Here is a 21,329-nt window from a genome sequence, read left to right on the forward strand (position 1 = left end):
GAGCCTTTATGACTGACAAAACCGTTGCATTCTCGGTGCTCGACCTCGCGCCGATCCCTCAGGGTTCTTCCGCACGGGAAGCCTTCTCCCATTCGCTCGACCTCGCCAAGCTCGCTGAAAAGCGCAGCTACCATCGCTATTGGCTGGCCGAACACCACAACATGACTGGCATTGCCAGCGCGGCCACGTCGGTATTGATTGGCTATCTGGCGGCCAATACCACTACGCTGCGCCTGGGCTCAGGCGGCGTCATGCTGCCCAACCACTCGCCGCTGGTGATAGCCGAGCAGTTCGGGACGCTCAATACGCTCTATCCAGGACGCATCGATCTTGGCCTTGGCCGCGCCCCGGGCAGCGATCAGCCGACCATGCGCGCACTGCGCCGCCATATGAGTGGCGATATTGATAACTTCCCACGCGATGTGGCGGAACTGGTCGATTGGTTCGACGCCCGCGATCCAAACCCGCAGGTGCGCCCAGTGCCGGGCTACGGCGAGAAGATCCCCGTCTGGCTGCTGGGTTCAAGTCTTTACGGTGCGCAGCTGGCAGCGCAGCTTGGGTTGCCGTTCGCCTTTGCCTCGCATTTCGCCCCGGATATGTTGTTCCAGGCACTGCATCTCTACCGCACCCACTTTAAGCCATCGGCGCGTCTGGAAAAACCCTACGCCATGGTGTGTATCAATATTATCGCCGCCGACAGCAACCGTGATGCGGAATTCCTCTTCACTTCTATGCAGCAGGCCTTCACTAAACTGCGCCGCGGTGAAACCAGCCAGCTGCCGCCACCGATTGAAGATATGAGTAAATTCTGGTCGCCGTCGGAGAAATACGGCGTCGATCAGGCTTTAGGCATGTCGCTGGTTGGCGATAAAGAGAAAGTGCGTCACGGGCTGGAGTCAGTTCTGCGTGAAACCCAGGCGGACGAGATTATGGTCAACGGCCAGATCTTTGACCATCAGGCGCGTTTACATTCGTTTGATTTGGCGATGGATGTGAAAAAAGATTTGTTGGGATAGTCTTTTTATCTGCCAGATGGCGGCTACGCCTTACCGGGCCTACATGTCCTGTAGGCCCGGTAACCGCAGCGCCACCGGGCGCTGCGGTTTACTGATAGACCGGCAGTAAATTAAAACTCGACAGGAAATGCACCAGTGCGTTACCAACGCCGAACACCAGAATCAGCGCAATCATCGGCTTACCGCCCCAGACACGGAATTTCGGGCTACCAAAGCGTTTACGGGATTTACGCGCCAGCAGCGCTGGCACGATTGCCGCCCAGATAGTAGCAGCCAGACCCGCGTATCCAATCGCATACAAGAATCCGTTCGGCCACAGCAGGCCACCGATAATCGGCGGCAGGAAGGTCAACAGCGCCGTTTTGAAGCGGCCCAGCGCGGAGTCATCAAAACCAAACAGGTCCGCCAGGTAGTCAAACAGGCCCAGCGTCACGCCCAGGAACGAACTCGCCACCGCAAAGTTAGAGAATACCACCAGCAACAGATCCAGACTCCGGCTATTGAGCACGCCGCTCAGCGCCTGCACCAGCACATCGATGTTACCGCCCTTCTGCGCGATGCCGATAAACTCAGGGCGCGGGATATTGCCCATCGTTCCTAGCAACCATACGGTGTAGAGCGCCATCGCCAGCAGCGTTCCGTAGACCAAACATTTCACGATGGTGCGCGGATCTTTGCCGTAGTATTTCATCAGGCTCGGCACGTTACCGTGATAGCCGAAAGACGCCAGACAGAATGGCAGGGTCATCAGCAGGTACGGCGTATACGATGCGTTGCTCTCAGCAACGTTAAACAACGTCGTTGGCGTGACGTGGCCCATCAGGCTGCCGAAGGTCAGGAAGAAGGTTATCACCTTCGCCCCCAGCACGATGGCCGTCATTCGGCTTACCGCTTTGGTGCTTAACCACACCACAAACGCCACCAATAGCGCGAAGCTGAAACCTGCGGCGCGCGCTGGGACGTCTAGCGACATTTCCGCAAAGGTATGATGCAGAATCGAGCCGCTGGCCGAGATGTAGGCGTAGGTCAGGATATAGAGCACAAAGGCGATGGAGATGCCGTTAACAATGTTCCAGCCTTTGCCCAGCAAATCTTTGGTGATGGTGTCGAAGCTCGAGCCAATTCGATAGTTGAGGTTCGCTTCAAGGATCATCAGCCCCGAGTGCAGCATACAGAACCAGGTAAACACCAGCGCCGCCATTGACCAGAAGAACCACGCACCGGACATCACGACTGGCAGGGAGAACATTCCCGCACCAATGATTGTGCCGCCGATGATCACCACGCCGCCAAGCAGCGAAGGTGACGTTTGGGTGGTGGTTAGTGTCGCCATACAGCCTTTTCTCCAGTTTATTATTTTGCTACTGCATTTCAATGTGATGCACTGTACCAGTACATGAGTACAAATGAAATAAAAAAAGCCCCAATCGTTAAGATCGGGGCTGTATCGTTTACTTTACGCTAATAAGCTATGAAGCTTATGCGTCACCGCCGAAACGACGACGACCGGTAGAGTCATCACGACGCGGTGCTGCACCAGCATCATCACGGCGCGGCGCACGGTTGCCGCCGTCACGACGTTCGCCGCTGAAACGACGACCATCACCACGACCGCCTTCACGACGCTCACCACCGAAACCACGGCCTTCACCGCGACCGCCTTCACGACGTTCGCCACCGAATGCACGACCGCCTTCGCGACGCTCACCACCGCGACCACCACGGTCAGGGCGCGGCTGGGCATCACCCATCAGCTGCATGTTCATCGGTTTGTTCAGGATGCGAGTACGAGTAAAGTGCTGCAGTACTTCGCCCGGCATGCCTTTTGGCAGTTCGATAGTAGAGTGAGTACCGAACAGCTTGATGTTACCGATGTAACGGCTGCTGATATCACCTTCGTTAGCGATAGCGCCAACGATGTGACGAACTTCAACGCCATCATCACGGCCAACTTCAATGCGGTACAGTTCCATATCGCCAACTTCACGACGTTCACGCTTAGGACGATCTTCGCCGCCACGGTCATTACGATCGCGTGGACCACGGTCGTTACGATCGCGACGTTCAAAACGCTCGTCACGCTCGCGGAATTCACGCTTAGGACGCATTGGCGCATCTGGTGGAACGATCAGAGAACGTTCGCCCTGTGCCATTTTCAGCAGTGCTGCAGCCAGGGTCTCAACATCCAGCTCTTCGCCTTCAGCAGTCGGCTTGATTTGAGCCAGCAGACCACGGTACAGATCCAGATCGCTGCTTTCCAGCTGCTGCTGTACTTTAGCGGCGAATTTCTCCAGGCGGCGTTTGCCCAGCAGGTCTGCGTTCGGCAGTTCTACTTCTGGAATAGACAGCTTCATGGTGCGTTCGATGTTGCGCAGCAGACGACGCTCGCGGTTCTCAACGAACAGCAGCGCACGGCCAGCACGACCCGCACGACCGGTACGGCCGATACGGTGAACGTAAGACTCGGAGTCCATCGGGATGTCGTAGTTAACAACCAGGCTGATACGCTCAACGTCCAGACCACGTGCCGCAACGTCGGTCGCGATCAGGATGTCCAGACGACCGTCTTTCAGACGTTCCAGAGTCTGCTCACGCAGGGACTGGTTCATGTCACCGTTCAGCGCGGCGCTGTTATAGCCGCTACGTTCCAGGGCTTCAGCCACTTCCAGAGTCGCGTTTTTGGTACGAACGAAGATAATCGCCGCATCAAAATCTTCCGCTTCCAGGAAACGTACCAGCGCTTCGTTTTTACGCATGCCGTATACAGACCAGAAGCTCTGGCTGATATCCGGGCGAGTGGTTACGCTGGACTGGATGCGTACTTCCTGTGGCTCTTTCATAAAACGACGGGTAATACGACGAATAGCTTCCGGCATGGTTGCAGAGAACAGAGCGGTCTGATGACCTTCTGGGATCTGAGCCATGATGGTTTCAACGTCTTCGATAAAGCCCATACGCAGCATTTCATCAGCTTCGTCCAGCACCAGACCGCTCAGTTTAGAGAGGTCCAGAGTGCCGCGCTTCAGGTGGTCCAGCAGACGACCCGGGGTACCGACAACAATTTGTGGCCCTTGACGCAGGGCACGTAACTGCACGTCATAACGCTGGCCGCCGTAAAGGGCTACCACGTTCACGCCGCGCATGTGTTTAGAGAAATCAGTCATTGCTTCAGCCACCTGAACCGCCAGTTCGCGGGTCGGGGCCAGCACCAGAATCTGTGGTGCTTTCAGCTCAGGATCAAGGTTGTTCAGCAGCGGCAAAGAGAACGCTGCGGTTTTACCGCTACCAGTCTGGGCCATACCCAGAACATCGCGGCCGCCCAGCAGGTGTGGGATACACTCAGCCTGGATCGGAGATGGTTTTTCGTAACCCAGATCGTTAAGGGCTTCAAGGATAGGAGCCTTAAGCCCCAGATCTGCAAAAGTGGTTTCGAATTCAGCCATGTAGTACGTGTGCCTCAAAATTAATGGCGGCCAGTCTACATAACTTATCGTGAAAATTTTCGGTAATTTTCATTAAAAGTGTGAACCGGCTCAAAGTAGATGTATTAACGAACAACAACTCCCTCACCCGTGAAGGTGATGGCAATCAAATGTGATTACGGGCTGATGTGTACGTCAGCTATTGCTGGTCCGATTCTGCCAGGTCGTCTTGCTCCTGGCCCAAGAGCGCTAATTCCAACAATGCGTATCGGTGCTCAACGTAGTTGTGTACGTTGTTGGCAACCGCCAGTTTGAACAGTGCCGCAGCGCTGTCCTTGTCCCCCAGACTTAGGTAGTACTTACCTAAATAGAAGTTGGTTTCACTGAGATGCTCAGCGAGCGAGGTGTTATCCGTTGCGTCCGCCTTCAGGCGTTCCATTAACGATTTTTCGTCAATGTTGCCCAGGTAGAACTCGACAATGTTCCATCCCCATTGCTCTTTATCCGATTTGTCGAAGCGTTGCTTCAACGCGACTTTGGCCTGCTTCTCATCGAGCTTCTGCTCAGCGAGGTATAGCCACAGGCTGCGGAAAGGATCATTGGGATCGTCTTGATAAAACGCTAGCAGATCATCTTGCGCTAATTTCGCACGGCCACCGTAATAAAGCGCGATGCCGCGGTTCAAGTGCGCATAATTGTAAGTTGGATCAAGCTCAAGTACAGAATCAAACGCTTCATAGGCAGCATCAAAATTGCCTGCCTGCGTTAAATAAATGCCTAAGTAATTGAATACTTCAGGCATATCAGGTCGGATAGCCAGCGCTTGCGAAAAATCGTTGCGCGCCAGTGCTCTCAAACCAAGACTATCATACAACACTCCGCGCTCATATAAAAGCTGTGCGCGTTCGTCATCGGTTAAAGCCCGACTGGCAAGTATTTGTTCCATGCGTGCCAGGATTACTTCCTGCTGTAAAGTCGGTTGCAATGGCACCGCGAGGACTTCACTCTTACGCCAGGCAGAGTTGCTGCATCCTGCCAGCGTGAGTGCTGTCGCAACGAAACACCAGCGCAAAAAAGGCTTCATTTCCCACTCCCGAAGACAACAATTGGATGAACGTCCTGTCCCCCGCTGCAAACAAGGCATCCGGCCAGCTAAATGTGCCCTCCGCAAATACGGAGGGCAAAAGGCAAACCTTACTCGCCTTGTTCTGCTACCGGAGCTTCCGGTGCGGCAGAGGACTGCTCGGTTGCTTCTTTGATGCTCAGACGTACGCGGCCCTGACGATCAACTTCCAGGACTTTAACCGGTACTTCCTGGTTCATCTGCAGGTAGTCGGTCACTTTCTCAACACGCTTGTCAGCGATCTGAGAGATGTGGACCAGACCTTCTTTACCGCCACCGATGGCAACGAATGCGCCAAAGTCAACGATACGGGTCACTTTACCGTTGTAGATACGGCCAACTTCGATTTCTGCCGTGATCTCTTCGATACGACGAATCGCGTATTTCGCTTTTTCACCGTCGGTTGCTGCGATTTTCACTGTACCGTCATCTTCGATTTCGATGGTGGTGCCGGTCTCTTCGGTCAGCGCGCGGATAACAGAACCGCCTTTACCGATAACGTCTTTGATCTTGTCTGGGCTGATCTTAATAGTGTGGATACGCGGAGCGAACTGAGAGATGTCGCCGCGCGGCGCGTTAATCGCCTGTTCCATCACGCCCAGGATGTGCAGACGTGCACCTTTAGCCTGGTTCAGAGCAACCTGCATGATTTCTTTGGTGATGCCTTCAATTTTGATATCCATCTGCAGCGCAGAGATACCGTCGCGGGAACCCGCAACTTTGAAGTCCATATCGCCCAGGTGGTCTTCGTCGCCCAGGATGTCAGACAGAACAACGTAGTTCTCGCCTTCTTTCACCAGACCCATCGCGATACCCGCAACGGCCGCTTTAATCGGCACGCCTGCGTCCATCAGCGCCAGGGAAGCACCGCACACGGAAGCCATGGAAGAGGAACCGTTGGATTCGGTGATTTCGGACACAACACGTACGGTGTACGGGAATTTGTCCAGATCAGGCATCACAGCGAGCACGCCGCGTTTAGCCAGACGACCGTGACCGATTTCACGACGCTTCGGAGAACCAACCATGCCGGTTTCGCCGACGCAGTACGGAGGGAAGTTGTAGTGGAACAGGAAGTTGTCAGTACGCTCGCCCATCAGTTCGTCGAGGTTCTGCGCATCACGGGTGGTGCCCAGGGTCGCAGTAACCAGCGCCTGAGTTTCGCCACGGGTGAACAGTGCGGAGCCGTGGGTACGCGGCAGTACGCCAGTACGCACGTCCAGACCACGGATCATGTCTTTTTCGCGGCCATCGATCCGCGGCTCGCCTGCCAGTACGCGGCTACGAACAACGTTTTTCTCGATAGCGTGCAGGATTTCACCCAGTTCGTTAGCGTCCAGGGATTCATCTTCTGCAACCAGCGTCGCGATGGTTTCAGACTTGATCACGCCAACCTGAGCATAACGCTCTTGTTTGTCAGTGATGCGGTAAGCGTCGCTCAGGCGCGCTTCAGCCAGTGCTGCCACGCGCGCGTTCAGCGCTTCGTTAACTTCTTCTGGCTGCCAGTCCCAACGTGGTTTACCGGCTTCTTTCACCAGTTCGTTGATTTCTTTGATAACAATCTGCTGCTGGTCGTGACCAAACACGACAGCACCCAGCATCTGGTCTTCGCTCAGCAGTTCTGCTTCGGATTCAACCATCAGCACGGCACCTTCGGTACCGGCAACAACCAGGTTCAGTTTGCTTTCTTTCAGTTCGTCCTGAGTCGGGTTCAGCACGTACTGGTCATTGATATAACCTACGCGTGCAGCACCGATTGGGCCGTTGAATGGAATACCGGACAGGGACAGCGCAGCGGATGCACCGATCATTGCCACGATATCTGGGTTGATCTGTGGGTTAACGGAAACAACGGTGGCGATAACCTGAACTTCGTTCACGAAGCCTTCCGGGAACAGCGGACGAACCGGGCGGTCAATCAGACGCGCGATCAGGGTTTCGCCTTCGCTTGGACGGCCTTCACGACGGAAGAAGCTGCCTGGGATACGGCCAGCTGCGTAAGTACGTTCCTGATAGTTAACGGTCAGCGGGAAGAAGTCCTGGCCTGGTTTCGCTTTTTTCTGGCCAACAACGGTAACGAATACCGCGGTGTCATCCATGCTAACCATAACGGCTGCGGTCGCCTGACGCGCCATCATGCCGGTTTCCAGCGTCACGGTGTGTTGGCCGTACTGGAACTTACGAACGATCGGATTAAGCAAAATTCTATCCTTTCTTAATATGCGGCGGAACACCCTGTGGTGTGCCAGCCAATGAAACCGATCTTCTTTGCATCCTCGCGACTAATGACAATCCTAACCCGGTCCGGGTAAAGCCTCTCATTAGCCGCGCGAACCTCTGCAACGAAGAATATGTACAACAACAATACATTATACCCGTTATCTTTCAAAATACTGCTGTGTTGGTAATTCCAGCTCAATTTTGTCTAAACAAGATGGCTTTACCTGGGCATCAGACCGTTATTTTGCGGGTACATTTTTCTCATAAATTGCTGTCGTCTGGTGGAAAAAAGGGGCCATAAAGGCCCCTCTTTCTGAAACTCGCTAGAGTTAGCGACGCAGACCCAGACGCTCGATCAGCGCGGTGTAGCGTGCAACATCTTTACGTTTCAGGTAGTCGAGCAGTTTACGACGCTGAGAAACCATGCGCAGCAGACCACGACGGCTGTGGTGATCTTTTTTGTGCTCTGCAAAGTGACCCTGCAGGTGGTTGATCTGTGCAGTCAGCAGTGCAACCTGTACTTCGGTAGAACCGCTGTCGTTTGCGCCACGACCGAACTCAGAAACGATTTGTGCTTTAGCTTCAACGCTTAGAGACATTTTGAACTCCAAATTTAAAAGAAAGAAAGGGTGCCGATCTCTAATTCAGCAGCCCCTGATATAACATCCACCAATTGTTAAACAATTACGCAGATGTTAAGCCGCGATATTCTACCCGCAGCGCTCAGTTATCGCAAGCCACAGAGTCAGGCTTACTCGGGGTATTCGACCACCAGGCGGCGTGGAGCCACGCGGCCTTCGTCATCGATTTCCCCCATACCGAGAAATTTCCCTTCATCGCCTTCGGTGACACGAACGAGCCCATCAAGCGGGGCGCCGTTAGTGCGTACCGGATTACCGTTTTTAAAGTAAACCGACGATGTGAGCGGAAGATTAACGACAGGATAATCCGAAGCGGGACTGTCCATCGCCATCAATAGTGGGTCGAGCAGTTCCGCCGCTGGGATGCCCTGCTGCTGTGCCTGTTCAACCAGCGCGTGCAGCTGCTCCAGCGTCACCATACGATCAACCGGGTATTTACTGACCGCCAGACGGCGCAGGAAAATCACGTGCGCGCCACAGCCAAGCTTCTCACCCAAGTCGTCAATGATGGTACGAATATAGGTGCCTTTTGAGCAGTGAATTTCCAGCTCCAGCTCGTTACCTTCGTGACGAATAAACAGCAGTTCGTAAACGGTAATCGGGCGAGCTTCACGCGGAATATCAATCCCCTGGCGGGCGTATTCATACAGCTTTTTACCCTGATACTTCAGCGCGGAGTACATGGATGGCACCTGTTGGATGTCACCACGGAAACTCTCAAGCGCGTCGGCTAATTGGGCATCACTGAAGTTCACCGGACGTTCTTCCACAATCTGCCCGTCGGCATCTGAGGTATCGGTACGCTGCCCTAAGCGCGCAATCACCCGATAACGTTTGTCGGAGTCCAGCAGGTACTGGGAGAACTTCGTGGCTTCCCCGAGGCAAATCGGCAGCATGCCGGTTGCCAGCGGATCCAACGCGCCGGTGTGGCCAGCGCGGTTGGCGTTATAAATACGCTTTACCTTTTGCAGCACATCATTGCTGGATGCGCCCTGCGGCTTGTCCAGCAACAATACGCCGTGAATATCACGGCCGCGACGACGAGGACGACTCATCAGTCCTCCTTGCTGTCGTCCGGGTTAACACGACGTTCGTCGTCATGTTTCACCACGTTGCTGACCAGGTTAGACATACGCATCCCTTCAACCAGCGAGTTGTCGTAGAAGAAGGTCAGTTCCGGCACGATACGCAGGCGCATCGCTTTACCCAGCAGCGAGCGGATGAAGCCAGACGCTTCCTGCAGCGCTTTGATGCCGGCTTTGACGGCCGCTTCATCTTTGTCGTTCAGGAAGGTAACAAACACTTTGGCATAGGCCAGGTCACGGGACATTTCAACGCCGGAAACGGTCGTCATCATGCCCAGGCGCGGGTCTTTAATCTCACGCTGCAGAATGAGAGCAATCTCTTTTTGCATCTCCTGGGCCACGCGCTGCGGGCGACCAAATTCTTTCGCCATAATAAATTCTCCAGACAAAAAAGGGGCTATCAGCCCCTTTTGAAATAATTGCCGGGTGGCGCTTCGCTTACCCGGCCTACACAACATCATCGTCTAAGGACTTTGGGCCGCAACTAAGCAGCCCTAAAGACGACGAAGATTATGCGATGGTACGTTGAATCTCGATGATCTCGAACACTTCGATCATATCGCCAACGCGAACGTCGTTGTAGTTCTTAACGCCGATACCACATTCCATACCGTTACGGACTTCGTTAACGTCATCTTTGAAGCGGCGCAGGGATTCCAGCTCGCCTTCATAGATAACCACGTTGTCGCGCAGAACGCGGATTGGGTTGTGACGCTTGATGGTACCTTCGGTAACCATACAGCCGGCAATCGCACCGAATTTCGGTGATTTGAACACGTCACGAACTTCAGCCAGACCAATGATCTGCTGTTTCAGTTCCGGAGACAGCATGCCGCTCATTGCCGCTTTCACTTCGTCGATCAGGTTATAGATGACGGAGTAGTAGCGCAGATCCAGGCTTTCGGATTCAATCACTTTACGCGCAGATGCATCCGCACGAACGTTGAAGCCAACCAGGATAGCGTTGGATGCAGCAGCCAGGGTTGCGTCGGTTTCGGTGATACCACCTACGCCAGAACCGATGATCTTCACTTTAACTTCGTCAGTAGACAGTTTCAGCAAGGAGTCGGAGATCGCTTCCACAGAACCCTGAACGTCAGCCTTCAGAACGATGTTCACTTCGTGAACTTCGCCTTCGGTCATGTTAGCAAACATGTTCTCGAGTTTAGATTTCTGCTGACGAGCCAGTTTAACTTCACGGAATTTGCCCTGACGATACAGTGCAACTTCACGCGCTTTCTTCTCGTCACGAACCACGGTCACTTCGTCACCGGCAGCCGGCACACCGGACAGACCCAGGATTTCAACCGGGATAGATGGACCCGCTTCCAGAACTTCCTGACCTAGTTCGTTACGCATTGCACGAACACGGCCATATTCGAAGCCACACAGTACGATATCGCCCTTGTTCAGGGTACCTTCACGGACCAGGACGGTAGCTACTGGGCCACGACCTTTATCCAGGAAGGATTCGATCACGGCACCGCTCGCCATACCGTTACGGATAGCTTTCAGCTCCAGAACTTCTGCCTGCAGCAGGATAGCGTTCAGCAGGTCATCAATACCGGTACCGGCTTTCGCAGATACTGGGATGAACTGAGATTCGCCGCCCCACTCTTCCGGCATAACGCCGTACTGAGACAGTTCGTTCTTAACGCGGTCCATATCGGCTTCTGGCTTATCGATTTTGTTCACAGCAACAACCAGCGGCACCTGAGCAGCTTTCGCGTGCTGGATAGCTTCGATGGTCTGCGGCATCACGCCGTCATCTGCTGCAACAACCAGAACAACGATATCCGTTGCCTGAGCACCACGAGCACGCATAGAGGTAAACGCGGCGTGGCCCGGGGTATCCAGGAAGGTGATCATCCCGTTTTCAGTTTCAACGTGATATGCACCGATGTGCTGGGTAATGCCGCCCGCTTCGCCAGAGGCGACTTTCGTTGAACGAATGTAGTCCAGCAGAGAGGTTTTACCGTGGTCAACGTGACCCATGATGGTCACAACCGGTGCACGTGGCTCAGCCTGTGCGCCAGTGTCACGGTCGCTCATTACCGCTTCTTCCAGCTCGTTTTCACGACGCAGGATAACTTTGTGGCCCATCTCTTCGGCAACCAGCTGTGCGGTTTCCTGGTCGATGACCTGGTTGATGGTCGCCATTGCGCCCAGTTTCATCATCGCTTTGATGACCTGAGAACCTTTGACCGCCATCTTGTTCGCTAAATCGCCAACGGTGATGGTTTCGCCAATCACAACGTCACGGTTAACTGCCTGAGCTGGCTTCTGGAAGCCCTGCTGCAGGGAGGAACCTTTACGCTGCTTACCGCCTTTACCGCCACGAACCGCTGCACGCGCTTCTTCACGATCGGCTTTAGATTCAGCGTGCTTGTTGCCTTTTTTCGCTGGACGAGCCGCTTTCGTGCTGCGAGTACGGCCGCGGCCGCCTTCAACTTCACGGTCGTTTTCGTCTTCAGCCTGGCGAGCATGCTGAGAGGTGGTGACGTGATAATCGCTGGTATCTTCAGTCGGTTCAGCGTTATTCACACCATTTTTCTCGTTTTCTTCTGCCATACGGCGAGCTTCTTCCGCTACGCGGCGCGCTTCTTCTTCAAGCTTGCGGCGTGCTTCTTCTTCCGCTTTACGCTTCAGCTCAGCTGCTTCATTTTCACGGCGGGCTTTATCGGCCTGGGCGGTTTTTGTCATATCGTCGGTCTGTTGATTGCTCACTTTGTCTTTTTCCGCAGCTTCACGTTTCGCTTTATCAGCGGCTTCACGTTTAGCTTGTTCTGCGGCCTCGCGTTCAGCTTTATGTTGCGCCTCGCGTTTGGCCGTTTCTTCTGCCTCACGACGGGCTTGCTCTTCCGCTTCACGCTGCGCCTGCTCTTCCGCGGCAAGGCGTTCAGCCTCTTGCGGATCGCGTTTCACAAAGGTGCGTGTCTTGCGGACTTCGATTTGTACCGATTTACTTTTTCCACCGGTACCAGGAATGTTGAGAGTACTGCGCGTTTTGCGCTGCAAAGTCAACTTATCCGGGGCAGAACCGTTTTCACGGTTCAAATGCGCCAGTAAGGTTTGCTTCTCTTGCGCGGACACAGAGTCATCAGCAGACTTCGGGATACCAGCATCAGCAAATTGCTGTACCAGGCGATCCACGGAGGTCTGTATCTCTGCAGCCAGCGATTTTACGGTTACATCTGTCATACTGTTCCTTCCTGCTACAGTTTATTACGCTTCGTCACCGAACCAGCAAATATTACGGGCAGCCATAATCAGCTCACCGGCTTTTTCGTCGGTTAACCCTTCGATATCAGCCAGATCATCAATGCCCTGTTCGGCGAGATCTTCCAGCGTACAAACACCACGGGCAGCCAGTTTGAAGGCCATCTCACGATCCAATCCTTCCAGATTCAGCAGATCGTCAGCCGGTTTATTATCACCGAGGCTCTCTTCCTGGGCCAGTGCCAGAGTGGTCAGTGCGTTTTTAGCACGCTCGCGCAGTGCTTCAACGGTGGCTTCATCCAGGCCGTCGATAGCCAGCAGCTCTTTCATTGGCACGTACGCCAACTCTTCAAGCGTTGCAAAGCCTTCTTCAACCAGTACCGTTGCGAAATCTTCATCAATATCGAGATATTTGGTGAAGGTATCAATGGCTGCATGCGCTTCAGCCTGATGCTTCGCCTGCAGGTCATCAACGGTCATCACGTTGAGTTCCCAGCCGCTCAGCTGTGACGCCAGACGGACGTTCTGACCGTTACGACCAATCGCCTGCGCCAGGTTACCGGCTTCCACGGCGATATCCATCGTGTGCTTGTCTTCATCAACCACGATAGATGCAACATCAGCCGGGGCCATCGCATTGATGACGAACTGCGCCGGGTTATCATCCCACAGGACGATATCAATACGCTCGCCGCCCAGTTCGGTAGAAACCGCCTGAACGCGTGCGCCACGCATGCCGACGCAAGCGCCAACCGGGTCGATACGTTTGTCGTTAGTTTTAACGGCAATTTTCGCACGAGAACCTGGATCGCGAGCGGCAGCTTTGATTTCGATAACTTCTTCGCCAATTTCCGGCACTTCAATGCGGAACAGTTCAACCAGCATTTCTGGTTTAGAACGGGTGACGAACAGCTGGGCGCCGCGCGCTTCCGGACGTACAGAATAGAGAACGCCACGAATACGGTCGCCTGGACGGAAGTTTTCACGCGGCAGCATATCTTCACGCTGGATAACGGCTTCAGCGTTGTTGCCGAGATCCAAAGAGATATTGTCGCGGTTTACTTTCTTAACCACGCCGGTGACGATCTCACCTTCGTGTTCACGGAACTGATCAACAACCATCGCACGTTCAGCTTCACGTACTTTCTGTACGATAACCTGCTTAGCAGTCTGGGTAGTGATACGGTCAAAGGTCACAGATTCGATCTGGTCTTCGACGTACTCACCCACGTTCAGACTTTCGTCTTCAAAACGTGCGGCTTCCAGGGTGATTTCTTTGGTTGGTTGGGTGACTTCTTCAACGATAACCCAACGGCGGAACGTGTCAAAATCGCCGCTACGACGGTCAATTTCTACGCGAACGTCAATTTCTTGTTCGTATTTTTTCTTGGTTGCTGTAGCCAGCGCACTTTCCAGCGCTTCAAAAATTTTCTCGCGTGGCAGTGATTTTTCGTTGGAGACGGCTTCAACAACGGCCAAAATTTCTTTGTTCATCGCGGGCTTTTCACCTCAATCCAGACTGTTAAAAGTGGGGAACCAGGTTCGCCTTCTGGATATTACTCAGCGCGAACACTTCATCTTTACCTTCGACTGTGACAGTGATCATTTCACCGTCCACCGCTTTGATAATGCCCTGCCATTTACGACGGTTCTGTACCGCCATACGCAGGACCAGCGTTACCTCTTCACCCATGAAACGCGTGTAGTGTTCCGCGGTGAACATAGGACGATCGAGGCCCGGAGAAGAAACTTCCAGGTTGTAGGCCACGGTGATCGGATCTTCAACGTCCATCACCGCACTGACCTGGTGGCTCACATCAGCACAATCGTCAACATTGATGCCATCTTCACTATCAATATAGATGCGCAGTGTCGATGTGCGACCACGAATAAATTCGATGCCGACCAGTTCATAGCCCAAGGCTTCAACCGGCGCTGTAATCATCTCTGTTAATTTTTGCTCTAATGTGGACAAACCCACCCCCAAGACATAAAAAAAGGGCCTAAAGCCCAGTTATTCTGTAGTCAGATAACAAAAAACCCCGATAAATCGGGGCTTTAGATAACTGAACCCTATAGCCGCAACTGCGGCCTGGAGAACCTTCCGAATAGAATTTTTTTCAAATCCAGCTACGAAGGCCTAAGTCTTCACAGTATATTTGAAAAAGAACTCTAAGGGAAAGTGGTTGCGGGGGCCGGATTTGAACCGACGACCTTCGGGTTATGAGCCCGACGAGCTACCAGGCTGCTCCACCCCGCGCCTGAAACGTGGCAAATTTTACGCGTTTTGAGTAAAAAATGCAAATAATGCTGGGATTTGGTACCGAGGACGGGACGTAAAATCGACCTACAGTATAGTGATGTCGATCACAGCTTGTCAACCTCACATTCTATGCAGAAGAAATGCGTCTGCAGTCGCGATAAGGTACCCCCAGCGACTCTCGCTAGCAGCACGGATTTTTTGAATAAAAATGCATGAAGCACTTCCAGTCCCGCGCAAAAGATGATTAAATTAAAACTCATTTATTTTGCATAAAAATTCACTGACAGCGGAAGGCGATTCCACCTTCAGTCACTTAAGCAGGGTTTTACTTTATGACGACGATTCTCAAGCATCTTCCAACAGGTCAACGTATTGGTATCGCCTTCTCTGGCGGTCTGGACACCAGCGCAGCGCTGCTGTGGATGCGAAAAAAAGGCGCTGTCCCTTATGCATATACTGCAAACCTGGGCCAGCCTGACGAAGATGATTATGATGCTATCCCTCGTCGTGCTATGGAATATGGCGCAGAGAACGCTCGCCTGATCGACTGCCGTAAGCAGTTAGTTGCTGAAGGTATCGCCGCCATTCAGTGTGGTGCATTCCATAACACCACCGGTGGGCTGACCTACTTCAATACCACTCCACTGGGCCGTGCCGTGACCGGGACCATGCTGGTTGCCGCCATGAAAGAAGACGGCGTTAACATCTGGGGTGACGGCAGTACCTATAAAGGAAACGATATTGAACGTTTCTATCGCTATGGCCTGCTCACTAACGCCGAGCTGCAAATTTACAAACCGTGGCTGGATACCGATTTTATCGACGAACTGGGCGGACGCCATGAAATGTCCGAGTTCATGATCGCCTGTGGTTTTGACTACAAGATGTCCGTTGAAAAAGCGTATTCAACCGACTCCAACATGCTGGGCGCGACGCACGAAGCGAAAGACCTCGAGTTCCTGAACTCCAGCCTTAAAATCGTTAACCCGATCATGGGCGTGAAATTCTGGGATGAGAATGTCAAAATTCCAGCTGAAGAAGTGACCATTCGTTTTGAACAGGGTCATCCGGTAGCGCTAAACGGCAAAACCTTCAGCGATGACGTTGAGATGATGATGGAAGCCAACCGCATTGGTGGCCGTCACGGTCTGGGTATGAGCGACCAGATTGAAAACCGTATTATCGAAGCGAAGAGCCGTGGCATCTACGAAGCTCCGGGGATGGCGCTGCTGCACATCGCTTACGAGCGTCTGCTGACCGGTATCCATAACGAAGATACCATCGAGCAATACCACGCACATGGCCGCCAACTGGGTCGTCTGCTGTATCAGGGCCGTTGGTTCGATTCCCAGGCGCTGATGCTGCGTGATAGCCTGCAGCGTTGGGTTGCCAGCCAGATTACCGGTGAAGTGACGCTGGAACTGCGTCGTGGTAATGACTACTCAATCATGAACACAGTCTCCGACAACCTGACTTATAAAGCAGAGCGTCTGACCATGGAGAAAGGTGACTCCATGTTCACCGCGGAAGATCGTATCGGCCAGCTGACCATGCGTAACCTGGATATCACAGATACCCGTGAGAAGCTGTTTGGCTATGCAAAAACGGGCCTGCTGTCTGCTTCCTCCACAAGCGGCGTGCCGCAGGTAGAGAACCTGGAAAATAAATCCAAGTAAACCTGTCTGCTGTATGCAAAAGGCCGCGCGAGCGGCCTTTTTTACGTCCAGAAGCTGGTGCTACCCAATATTACTTCCGCCGCCATTCACCCGGCGTCAGGCCATAGTGTTTTTTAAAGGTCTTTGAAAACGATGCCTGCGAGTGGAACCCGCAACGTTCAGCAATTGTATCCAGCCGAGCCTGTCGGTCTTGCTGTAGCAAACGCGCGGCCATTGCCATACGCAGCTGCGAAAGCCAGGCCTGCGGCGTAAGGTGATAAACGCGGGCAAAATGACGGGCGAAAGTGGCGCGTGATAAAAATGCCCGTGCGGCCATGCTTTCCATCGTCCAGGGCTGTTCCGGCGTCGACATCACCGCCAGTACGGCAGGCATCAATCGTTCATCACTCATCAAACGCATTAGGCCACTCGGCGGCGCCTTCATCCCCAACAATGTACGCAGCAGCAGTACCAACAATGTGTCTCCGAGGCTACGGACAATCGCCGCACCGCCGGGACGCTCGGTAATACTTTCGCGCACCAGCACGTTAAGCAAGATTTCCAGCTCCGGACACTCGGCGCGCTCATCGGTGTGCAGATGAACCAACTCGGCCTCTTCAGCAAACAGCCAACTGACGTGTGGGCCAAAATAGAACTCGCCGCACAGCATCTCCAGCGCATCACCTTGCGCTTCGGTACGCATTTCGGTCAACGTCCCGTTAAAGCGGTGGGCAACGGGCAGCACCTGCCCCCATTCGACCAGACTTTCCATCAGATGCGGCGAACCGTGCGGCAATAAGATCACATCCCCTGCACGCATATCTCGGGTCTGGTTGCCAACGGTGAGCCGACCTTCACCACGCAGCACAAAATGCCACGGCACGATTCCTGCTCGCATTTGATCATGGCCCACCTGCCATCGCCCGCCAAAACGACAGTGCAAATTCACTTCACAGCGCGGTGCTAGCAGCGTTAATAGATGACTCAGACTATCCATATGTCTCCTGAGACGATAAGACAAAAAGATGAGACGTAGACGGCCAGTCTAGCACGCGCTCTGGCACTAAGATGTCCTCGTTGACACAACATACCCTCACATCACAGGAGCACACCATGAGCCGTTTAGCCGAAATTCGTGAACAAGATGCTACAGGTAAAGCCGCTGAAATTTTCGCGGGCATCAAGAAAGCAGTAGGGAAAGTACCGAATGCCTATCTGGCTATCGGTGGACACTCACCGGCGGCGCTGCAACAAGCGCTGGCGCACAACGCGATGCTGCAAAAAGGCAGCCTGAATGCGAAAGAACTGGAAGCCATCAACTTGTCGGTCAGCGAAACCACCGGCTGCGACTACTGCCTCGCCGCACACAGCATGATGGCGAAAAAAGCGGGCTTCAGTAGCGAGCAGATTCGTCAATTGCGCCACGCCGAGTATGCCGAAGACGCACACCTTGACGCACTGGTGAAATTTGCCCAAACCGTAGTCACCACCACCGGTACGCTGCCACAGGCGGATGTCACTGCGCTGAAAAATGCCGGGTTCGACGATCGACAGGTGATTGAGATTATCAGCGCGATTAGCGCCATCCTCTTCACCAATATGGTGAACCGGGTGAATGATACGGTGGTTGATTTCCCGAAAGCGGATTGATGTAGCTTTGATTGCCGGATGGAGGCGTCACCTTATCCGGCCTTATCCTACGCGACAACAGCATAGAAAATACAGACGAAAAAAAAGACGCTTTTCAGCGTCTTTCTTTCGGAATATTGGTACTGAGGATGGGACTCGAACCCACAAGCCCGTTAGGGCACTACCACCTCAAGGTAGCGTGTCTACCAATTCCACCACCTCAGCACAGATACTACTATTTAGTGTGGGATATCGCTGGTCGGCTGTGCCGGTGCAGCTGGCTGAGTCTGCTCGGACTTAGCCGGTGCAGTCAGGTTATCCCACTCACTTCCTTTACTGGTCTTGTTACTGTTGATGTTACCCAGAACCAGACTGATGATGAAGAACAGCGTCGCAAACACTGCGGTCATGCGGGTCATGAAGTTACCAGAACCACTAGAACCAAACAGCGTGCCGGAAGCGCCTGCTCCAAAGGAGGCTCCCATATCAGCGCCTTTACCTTGCTGCAGCATAACGAGGACCACAAGACCAATCGCTACAATAAGGAAAACTACTAAAAGAGCTTCGTACATAATCAACCTGTTCCTTGCGGGGTCACCGCGTACCAAGTGCTTCAACCAATAAAGCGGGATGCTTATGTTTCCCACTGAAGCGGGTGTGAATACTAACCAAAGCGAATGACCTTCGCAAGGGCAATTTCCACACATTGTATCAACTGCGGAAAAAAACAGCAAAAGCACGGAAAACCTTTCATAAAAAGGCGGCAAGCGCCGCCTTTTTAATCACTTAGCGTTTGCTTATACCGCTTTTACCGCATCGGCAATACGGTGCGCAAACGCATTGACCTGCGCGTCGTCTTCACCTTCCACCATCACGCGGATCAGTGGTTCAGTACCAGACTTACGCAGCAGCACGCGACCACGATTGCCCAGCGCAGCTTCTACTTCCGCCGTCACGGCTTTCACCGCCTCATTTTCCAGCGGGTTTGATTTTCCGTCGGTGTAGCGAATGTTGACCAACACCTGCGGGAACATTTTCATTCCGCTGCACAGGTCATGCAGGGTCATGTGGTTGCGAACCATCGCCGCAACGACCTGCAAGCCAGCGACAATGCCGTCGCCAGTGGTGGTTTTGTCCAGCAGGATAACATGGCCGGAGTTTTCCGCGCCGATGCGCCAGCCTTTCTCCTGCATTTTCTCCAGCACGTAGCGGTCACCCACTTTCGCGCGGGTAAATGGAATACCCAGCTGCTTGAGCGCCACTTCCAGGCCCATATTACTCATCAGTGTACCCACCGCACCGCCGCGCAGCTGACCTTGACGCAGTGCTTCGCGGGCAATGATATACATAATCTGATCGCCATCGACTTTGTTGCCTTCGTGGTCGACCATAATCACGCGGTCGCCGTCGCCGTCCAGCGCGATGCCCAGATCCGCTTTCTCAGCCAGCACGCGGGCCTGCAGCGCACGCACATCGGTCGCCCCGACTTCTTCGTTGATATTTACGCCATTCGGCTCGCAGCCAATGGCGATAACGTTAGCGCCCAGCTCACGCAGCACGTTCGGCGCGATGTGGTAGGTGGCACCGTTCGCACAGTCGACCACAATTTTCAGCTCGTTCAGGCTCAGTTCGTTCGGGAACGTGCCTTTGCAGAATTCGATATAGCGACCGGCGGCGTCAACGATGCGGCTGGCTTTCCCCAGCTCGGCGGAATCAACGCAGGTAATCTCTTTTTCCATCTCGGCTTCGATGGCTTCTTCCACTTCATCCGGCAGCTTGGTGCCGTCGATGGAGAAGAATTTAATACCGTTATCATAGAACGGGTTATGCGATGCGGAGATGACGATACCCGCTTCAGCACGGAAGGTACGCGTCAGGTAGGCCACTGCAGGCGTTGGCATCGGGCCGGTAAATGAAGCGGATAAACCCGCCGCCGCCAGACCGGCTTCCAGAGCAGATTCCAGCATATAACCAGAGATGCGGGTGTCCTTACCGATGATGATCTTACGTGAGCCGTGGCTCGCCAGTACTTTACCTGCCGCCCAGCCCAGCTTTAAGACGAAATCAGGGGTAATAGGTGCATCACCAACGCGACCACGGATCCCATCGGTACCAAAATATTTGCGATTACTCATAACGTTTATTTCCCTTCGCTGACAGGGTGGCCTCAACCACACGCATCGCTTCTACAGTTTCTTTTACATCGTGGACGCGAACAATATGCGCGCCCTGCATGGCTGCAATCACCGCACACGCCAGGCTGCCACTCAGGCGTTCCGACGGCCCCACGTTCAACAGTTGGCCAATCATCGACTTGCGTGACATACCGACAAACAGCGGTAGCCCAAAATGATGGAATTCTGATAGACGTGCCAGTAATGCATAGTTATGAGACAGATTTTTACCGAAACCGAACCCGGGGTCGAGCAACAATTTGTCTTTTGAGATTCCCGCCCGTTCGCAGCGGGCGATTTGGTCAACAAAATATTGGTTCACTTCGGCAAAGACATCCTGATATTTCGGAGCGTCCTGCATCGTTTTCGGGTCGCCTTGCATGTGCATCAAAGAGACCGGCAGGCCAGTTTCTGCAGCGGCTTCCAGCGCACCGGGTTCGCTCAGAGAACGGATGTCATTGATGATATGCGCCCCAACGCGCGCGGATTCGCGGATCACCTCAGGTTTTGAGGTATCAACAGAAATCCACACCTCAAAGCGCTGAGCAATCGCTTCAACCACCGGAATGACGCGTTCCAGCTCTTCGTCAACGCTCACATCCAGCGCACCAGGACGGGTGGACTCACCGCCGACATCAATGATTGTCGCTCCGGCATTAATCATCAGATTGGCATGCTTCACCGCCTCAACCAGCGTGTTATGCGTTCCGCCATCGGAGAAAGAGTCCGGCGTGACGTTGAGGATCCCCATAACGTGTGGATGGGAGAGATCCAGGATAGAGCCCTGGGCGGTGAGTTTCATAGCAAGTCCTTTGGGTTATTGATTTCAGGATAAATACGCGAAGTCATGTAAGTTGCAGTATGACGCGTATAAAAAACCCC

The 21,329-nt window shown here is 53.6% G+C and carries 18 protein-coding genes and 2 tRNA genes; 3 read left to right on the forward strand and 17 right to left on the reverse strand.

Going from position 1 to position 21,329, the window contains the following annotated elements; genetic code table 11:
• Nucleotides 1–8 precede the first annotated feature (8 nt).
• Nucleotides 9–1,016 carry a luciferase-like monooxygenase gene (locus LZ634_RS12960; protein ID WP_234505697.1) on the forward strand — a complete coding sequence of 336 codons (1,008 nt, stop codon included), beginning with the start codon at nt 9–11 and terminating at the stop codon, nt 1,014–1,016.
• Between the two features lie 88 nt (nt 1,017–1,104).
• On the opposite strand, the gene mtr is transcribed toward LZ634_RS12960, so the two are convergent.
• The 12 genes from mtr to LZ634_RS13020 all read right to left on the reverse strand — a co-directional run bounded on the left by mtr (nt 1,105) and on the right by LZ634_RS13020 (nt 14,986).
• The gene (mtr, locus tag LZ634_RS12965) at nt 1,105–2,349 is read right to left on the reverse strand and encodes a tryptophan permease (RefSeq protein ID WP_234505700.1); all 1,245 of its coding nucleotides are present in this window, start codon (nt 2,347–2,349) and stop codon (nt 1,105–1,107) included.
• 145 nt (nt 2,350–2,494) lie between these two features.
• A complete protein-coding gene (locus LZ634_RS12970; protein ID WP_234505703.1) occupies nt 2,495–4,459 on the reverse strand; it encodes a DEAD/DEAH family ATP-dependent RNA helicase in 1,965 nt (654 codons plus the stop codon).
• Nucleotides 4,452–4,532, reverse strand: a complete 81-nt coding sequence (gene yrbN, locus LZ634_RS12975; protein WP_187590287.1) for a protein YrbN — start codon at nt 4,530–4,532, stop codon at nt 4,452–4,454. The genes LZ634_RS12970 and yrbN overlap by 8 nt, the downstream gene beginning before the upstream one ends.
• A gap of 105 nt (nt 4,533–4,637) precedes the next feature.
• The gene (nlpI, locus tag LZ634_RS12980) at nt 4,638–5,522 is read right to left on the reverse strand and encodes a lipoprotein NlpI (protein WP_234505706.1); all 885 of its coding nucleotides are present in this window, start codon (nt 5,520–5,522) and stop codon (nt 4,638–4,640) included.
• Nucleotides 5,523–5,632: 110 nt separating this feature from the next.
• On the reverse strand, nt 5,633–7,762 hold the full coding sequence (pnp, locus tag LZ634_RS12985; protein WP_234505709.1) for a polyribonucleotide nucleotidyltransferase: 2,130 nt from the start codon (nt 7,760–7,762) through the stop codon (nt 5,633–5,635).
• Nucleotides 7,763–8,110: 348 nt separating this feature from the next.
• Nucleotides 8,111–8,380: a 30S ribosomal protein S15 gene (gene rpsO, locus LZ634_RS12990; RefSeq protein ID WP_035891092.1), complete on the reverse strand. Its 270-nt coding sequence runs from the start codon at nt 8,378–8,380 to the stop codon at nt 8,111–8,113.
• Nucleotides 8,381–8,532: 152 nt separating this feature from the next.
• The gene (gene truB / locus LZ634_RS12995) at nt 8,533–9,477 is read right to left on the reverse strand and encodes a tRNA pseudouridine(55) synthase TruB (RefSeq protein ID WP_234505712.1); all 945 of its coding nucleotides are present in this window, start codon (nt 9,475–9,477) and stop codon (nt 8,533–8,535) included.
• Entirely contained in the window at nt 9,477–9,878 is a 402-nt protein-coding gene (rbfA, locus tag LZ634_RS13000) for a 30S ribosome-binding factor RbfA (protein WP_052283653.1), read from the reverse strand. Before rbfA ends, truB begins: the two co-directional genes overlap by 1 nt.
• 139 nt (nt 9,879–10,017) lie before the next feature.
• Nucleotides 10,018–12,708, reverse strand: a complete 2,691-nt coding sequence (infB, locus tag LZ634_RS13005) for a translation initiation factor IF-2 (RefSeq protein WP_234505715.1) — start codon at nt 12,706–12,708, stop codon at nt 10,018–10,020.
• A gap of 24 nt (nt 12,709–12,732) precedes the next feature.
• A complete protein-coding gene (gene nusA / locus LZ634_RS13010) occupies nt 12,733–14,220 on the reverse strand; it encodes a transcription termination factor NusA (RefSeq protein ID WP_234505719.1) in 1,488 nt (495 codons plus the stop codon).
• Between the two features lie 28 nt (nt 14,221–14,248).
• On the reverse strand, nt 14,249–14,701 hold the full coding sequence (rimP, locus tag LZ634_RS13015) for a ribosome maturation factor RimP (protein ID WP_052283650.1): 453 nt from the start codon (nt 14,699–14,701) through the stop codon (nt 14,249–14,251).
• A gap of 208 nt (nt 14,702–14,909) precedes the next feature.
• A tRNA-Met gene (locus tag LZ634_RS13020) sits at nt 14,910–14,986 on the reverse strand.
• A gap of 335 nt (nt 14,987–15,321) precedes the next feature.
• Here LZ634_RS13020 and argG point away from each other — a divergent pair.
• Nucleotides 15,322–16,665 carry an argininosuccinate synthase gene (gene argG / locus LZ634_RS13025; protein ID WP_234505724.1) on the forward strand — a complete coding sequence of 448 codons (1,344 nt, stop codon included), beginning with the start codon at nt 15,322–15,324 and terminating at the stop codon, nt 16,663–16,665.
• 70 nt (nt 16,666–16,735) lie between these two features.
• Here argG and LZ634_RS13030 read toward each other — a convergent pair whose 3' ends face one another.
• The gene (locus tag LZ634_RS13030) at nt 16,736–17,641 is read right to left on the reverse strand and encodes an AraC family transcriptional regulator (protein WP_234505727.1); all 906 of its coding nucleotides are present in this window, start codon (nt 17,639–17,641) and stop codon (nt 16,736–16,738) included.
• 116 nt (nt 17,642–17,757) lie between these two features.
• Between LZ634_RS13030 and LZ634_RS13035 the strand changes: the two genes are divergently transcribed.
• Nucleotides 17,758–18,294 (forward strand): carboxymuconolactone decarboxylase family protein, encoded by a 537-nt coding sequence (locus tag LZ634_RS13035; protein ID WP_234505730.1) that lies wholly within the window; start codon nt 17,758–17,760, stop codon nt 18,292–18,294.
• 117 nt (nt 18,295–18,411) lie between these two features.
• Here LZ634_RS13035 and LZ634_RS13040 read toward each other — a convergent pair.
• The 4 genes from LZ634_RS13040 to folP all read right to left on the reverse strand — a co-directional run bounded on the left by LZ634_RS13040 (nt 18,412) and on the right by folP (nt 21,249).
• Nucleotides 18,412–18,498 (reverse strand) — tRNA-Leu (locus tag LZ634_RS13040).
• Between the two features lie 14 nt (nt 18,499–18,512).
• Nucleotides 18,513–18,845, reverse strand: coding sequence for a preprotein translocase subunit SecG (gene secG, locus LZ634_RS13045; RefSeq protein ID WP_234505733.1), 333 nt, complete (start codon nt 18,843–18,845; stop codon nt 18,513–18,515).
• Nucleotides 18,846–19,070: 225 nt separating this feature from the next.
• Nucleotides 19,071–20,408: a phosphoglucosamine mutase gene (glmM, locus tag LZ634_RS13050; protein WP_234505734.1), complete on the reverse strand. Its 1,338-nt coding sequence runs from the start codon at nt 20,406–20,408 to the stop codon at nt 19,071–19,073.
• On the reverse strand, nt 20,401–21,249 hold the full coding sequence (gene folP / locus LZ634_RS13055; RefSeq protein WP_234505737.1) for a dihydropteroate synthase: 849 nt from the start codon (nt 21,247–21,249) through the stop codon (nt 20,401–20,403). The genes glmM and folP overlap by 8 nt, the downstream gene beginning before the upstream one ends.
• Between the last annotated feature and the right edge of the window lie 80 nt (nt 21,250–21,329).

The sequence above is a fragment of the Kluyvera intermedia genome, from assembly GCF_021440345.1.
In the GTDB taxonomy this organism is placed as follows: Bacteria; Pseudomonadota; Gammaproteobacteria; order Enterobacterales; family Enterobacteriaceae; genus Kluyvera; species Kluyvera intermedia_A.

Coding starts and splice junctions, on each gene's coding strand:
- LZ634_RS12960 (WP_234505697.1), top strand. CDS start 9: ATGACTGACAAAACCGTTGCATTCTCGGTGCTCGACCTCGCGCCGATC.
- mtr (WP_234505700.1), bottom strand. CDS start 2,349: ATGGCGACACTAACCACCACCCAAACGTCACCTTCGCTGCTTGGCGGC.
- LZ634_RS12970 (WP_234505703.1), bottom strand. CDS start 4,459: ATGGCTGAATTCGAAACCACTTTTGCAGATCTGGGGCTTAAGGCTCCT.
- yrbN (WP_187590287.1), bottom strand. CDS start 4,532: ATGAAAATTACCGAAAATTTTCACGATAAGTTATGTAGACTGGCCGCC.
- nlpI (WP_234505706.1), bottom strand. CDS start 5,522: ATGAAGCCTTTTTTGCGCTGGTGTTTCGTTGCGACAGCACTCACGCTG.
- rpsO (WP_035891092.1), bottom strand. CDS start 8,380: ATGTCTCTAAGCGTTGAAGCTAAAGCACAAATCGTTTCTGAGTTCGGT.
- truB (WP_234505712.1), bottom strand. CDS start 9,477: ATGAGTCGTCCTCGTCGTCGCGGCCGTGATATTCACGGCGTATTGTTG.
- rbfA (WP_052283653.1), bottom strand. CDS start 9,878: ATGGCGAAAGAATTTGGTCGCCCGCAGCGCGTGGCCCAGGAGATGCAA.
- infB (WP_234505715.1), bottom strand. CDS start 12,708: ATGACAGATGTAACCGTAAAATCGCTGGCTGCAGAGATACAGACCTCC.
- nusA (WP_234505719.1), bottom strand. CDS start 14,220: ATGAACAAAGAAATTTTGGCCGTTGTTGAAGCCGTCTCCAACGAAAAA.
- argG (WP_234505724.1), top strand. CDS start 15,322: ATGACGACGATTCTCAAGCATCTTCCAACAGGTCAACGTATTGGTATC.
- LZ634_RS13030 (WP_234505727.1), bottom strand. CDS start 17,641: ATGGATAGTCTGAGTCATCTATTAACGCTGCTAGCACCGCGCTGTGAA.
- LZ634_RS13035 (WP_234505730.1), top strand. CDS start 17,758: ATGAGCCGTTTAGCCGAAATTCGTGAACAAGATGCTACAGGTAAAGCC.
- secG (WP_234505733.1), bottom strand. CDS start 18,845: ATGTACGAAGCTCTTTTAGTAGTTTTCCTTATTGTAGCGATTGGTCTT.
- glmM (WP_234505734.1), bottom strand. CDS start 20,408: ATGAGTAATCGCAAATATTTTGGTACCGATGGGATCCGTGGTCGCGTT.
- folP (WP_234505737.1), bottom strand. CDS start 21,249: ATGAAACTCACCGCCCAGGGCTCTATCCTGGATCTCTCCCATCCACAC.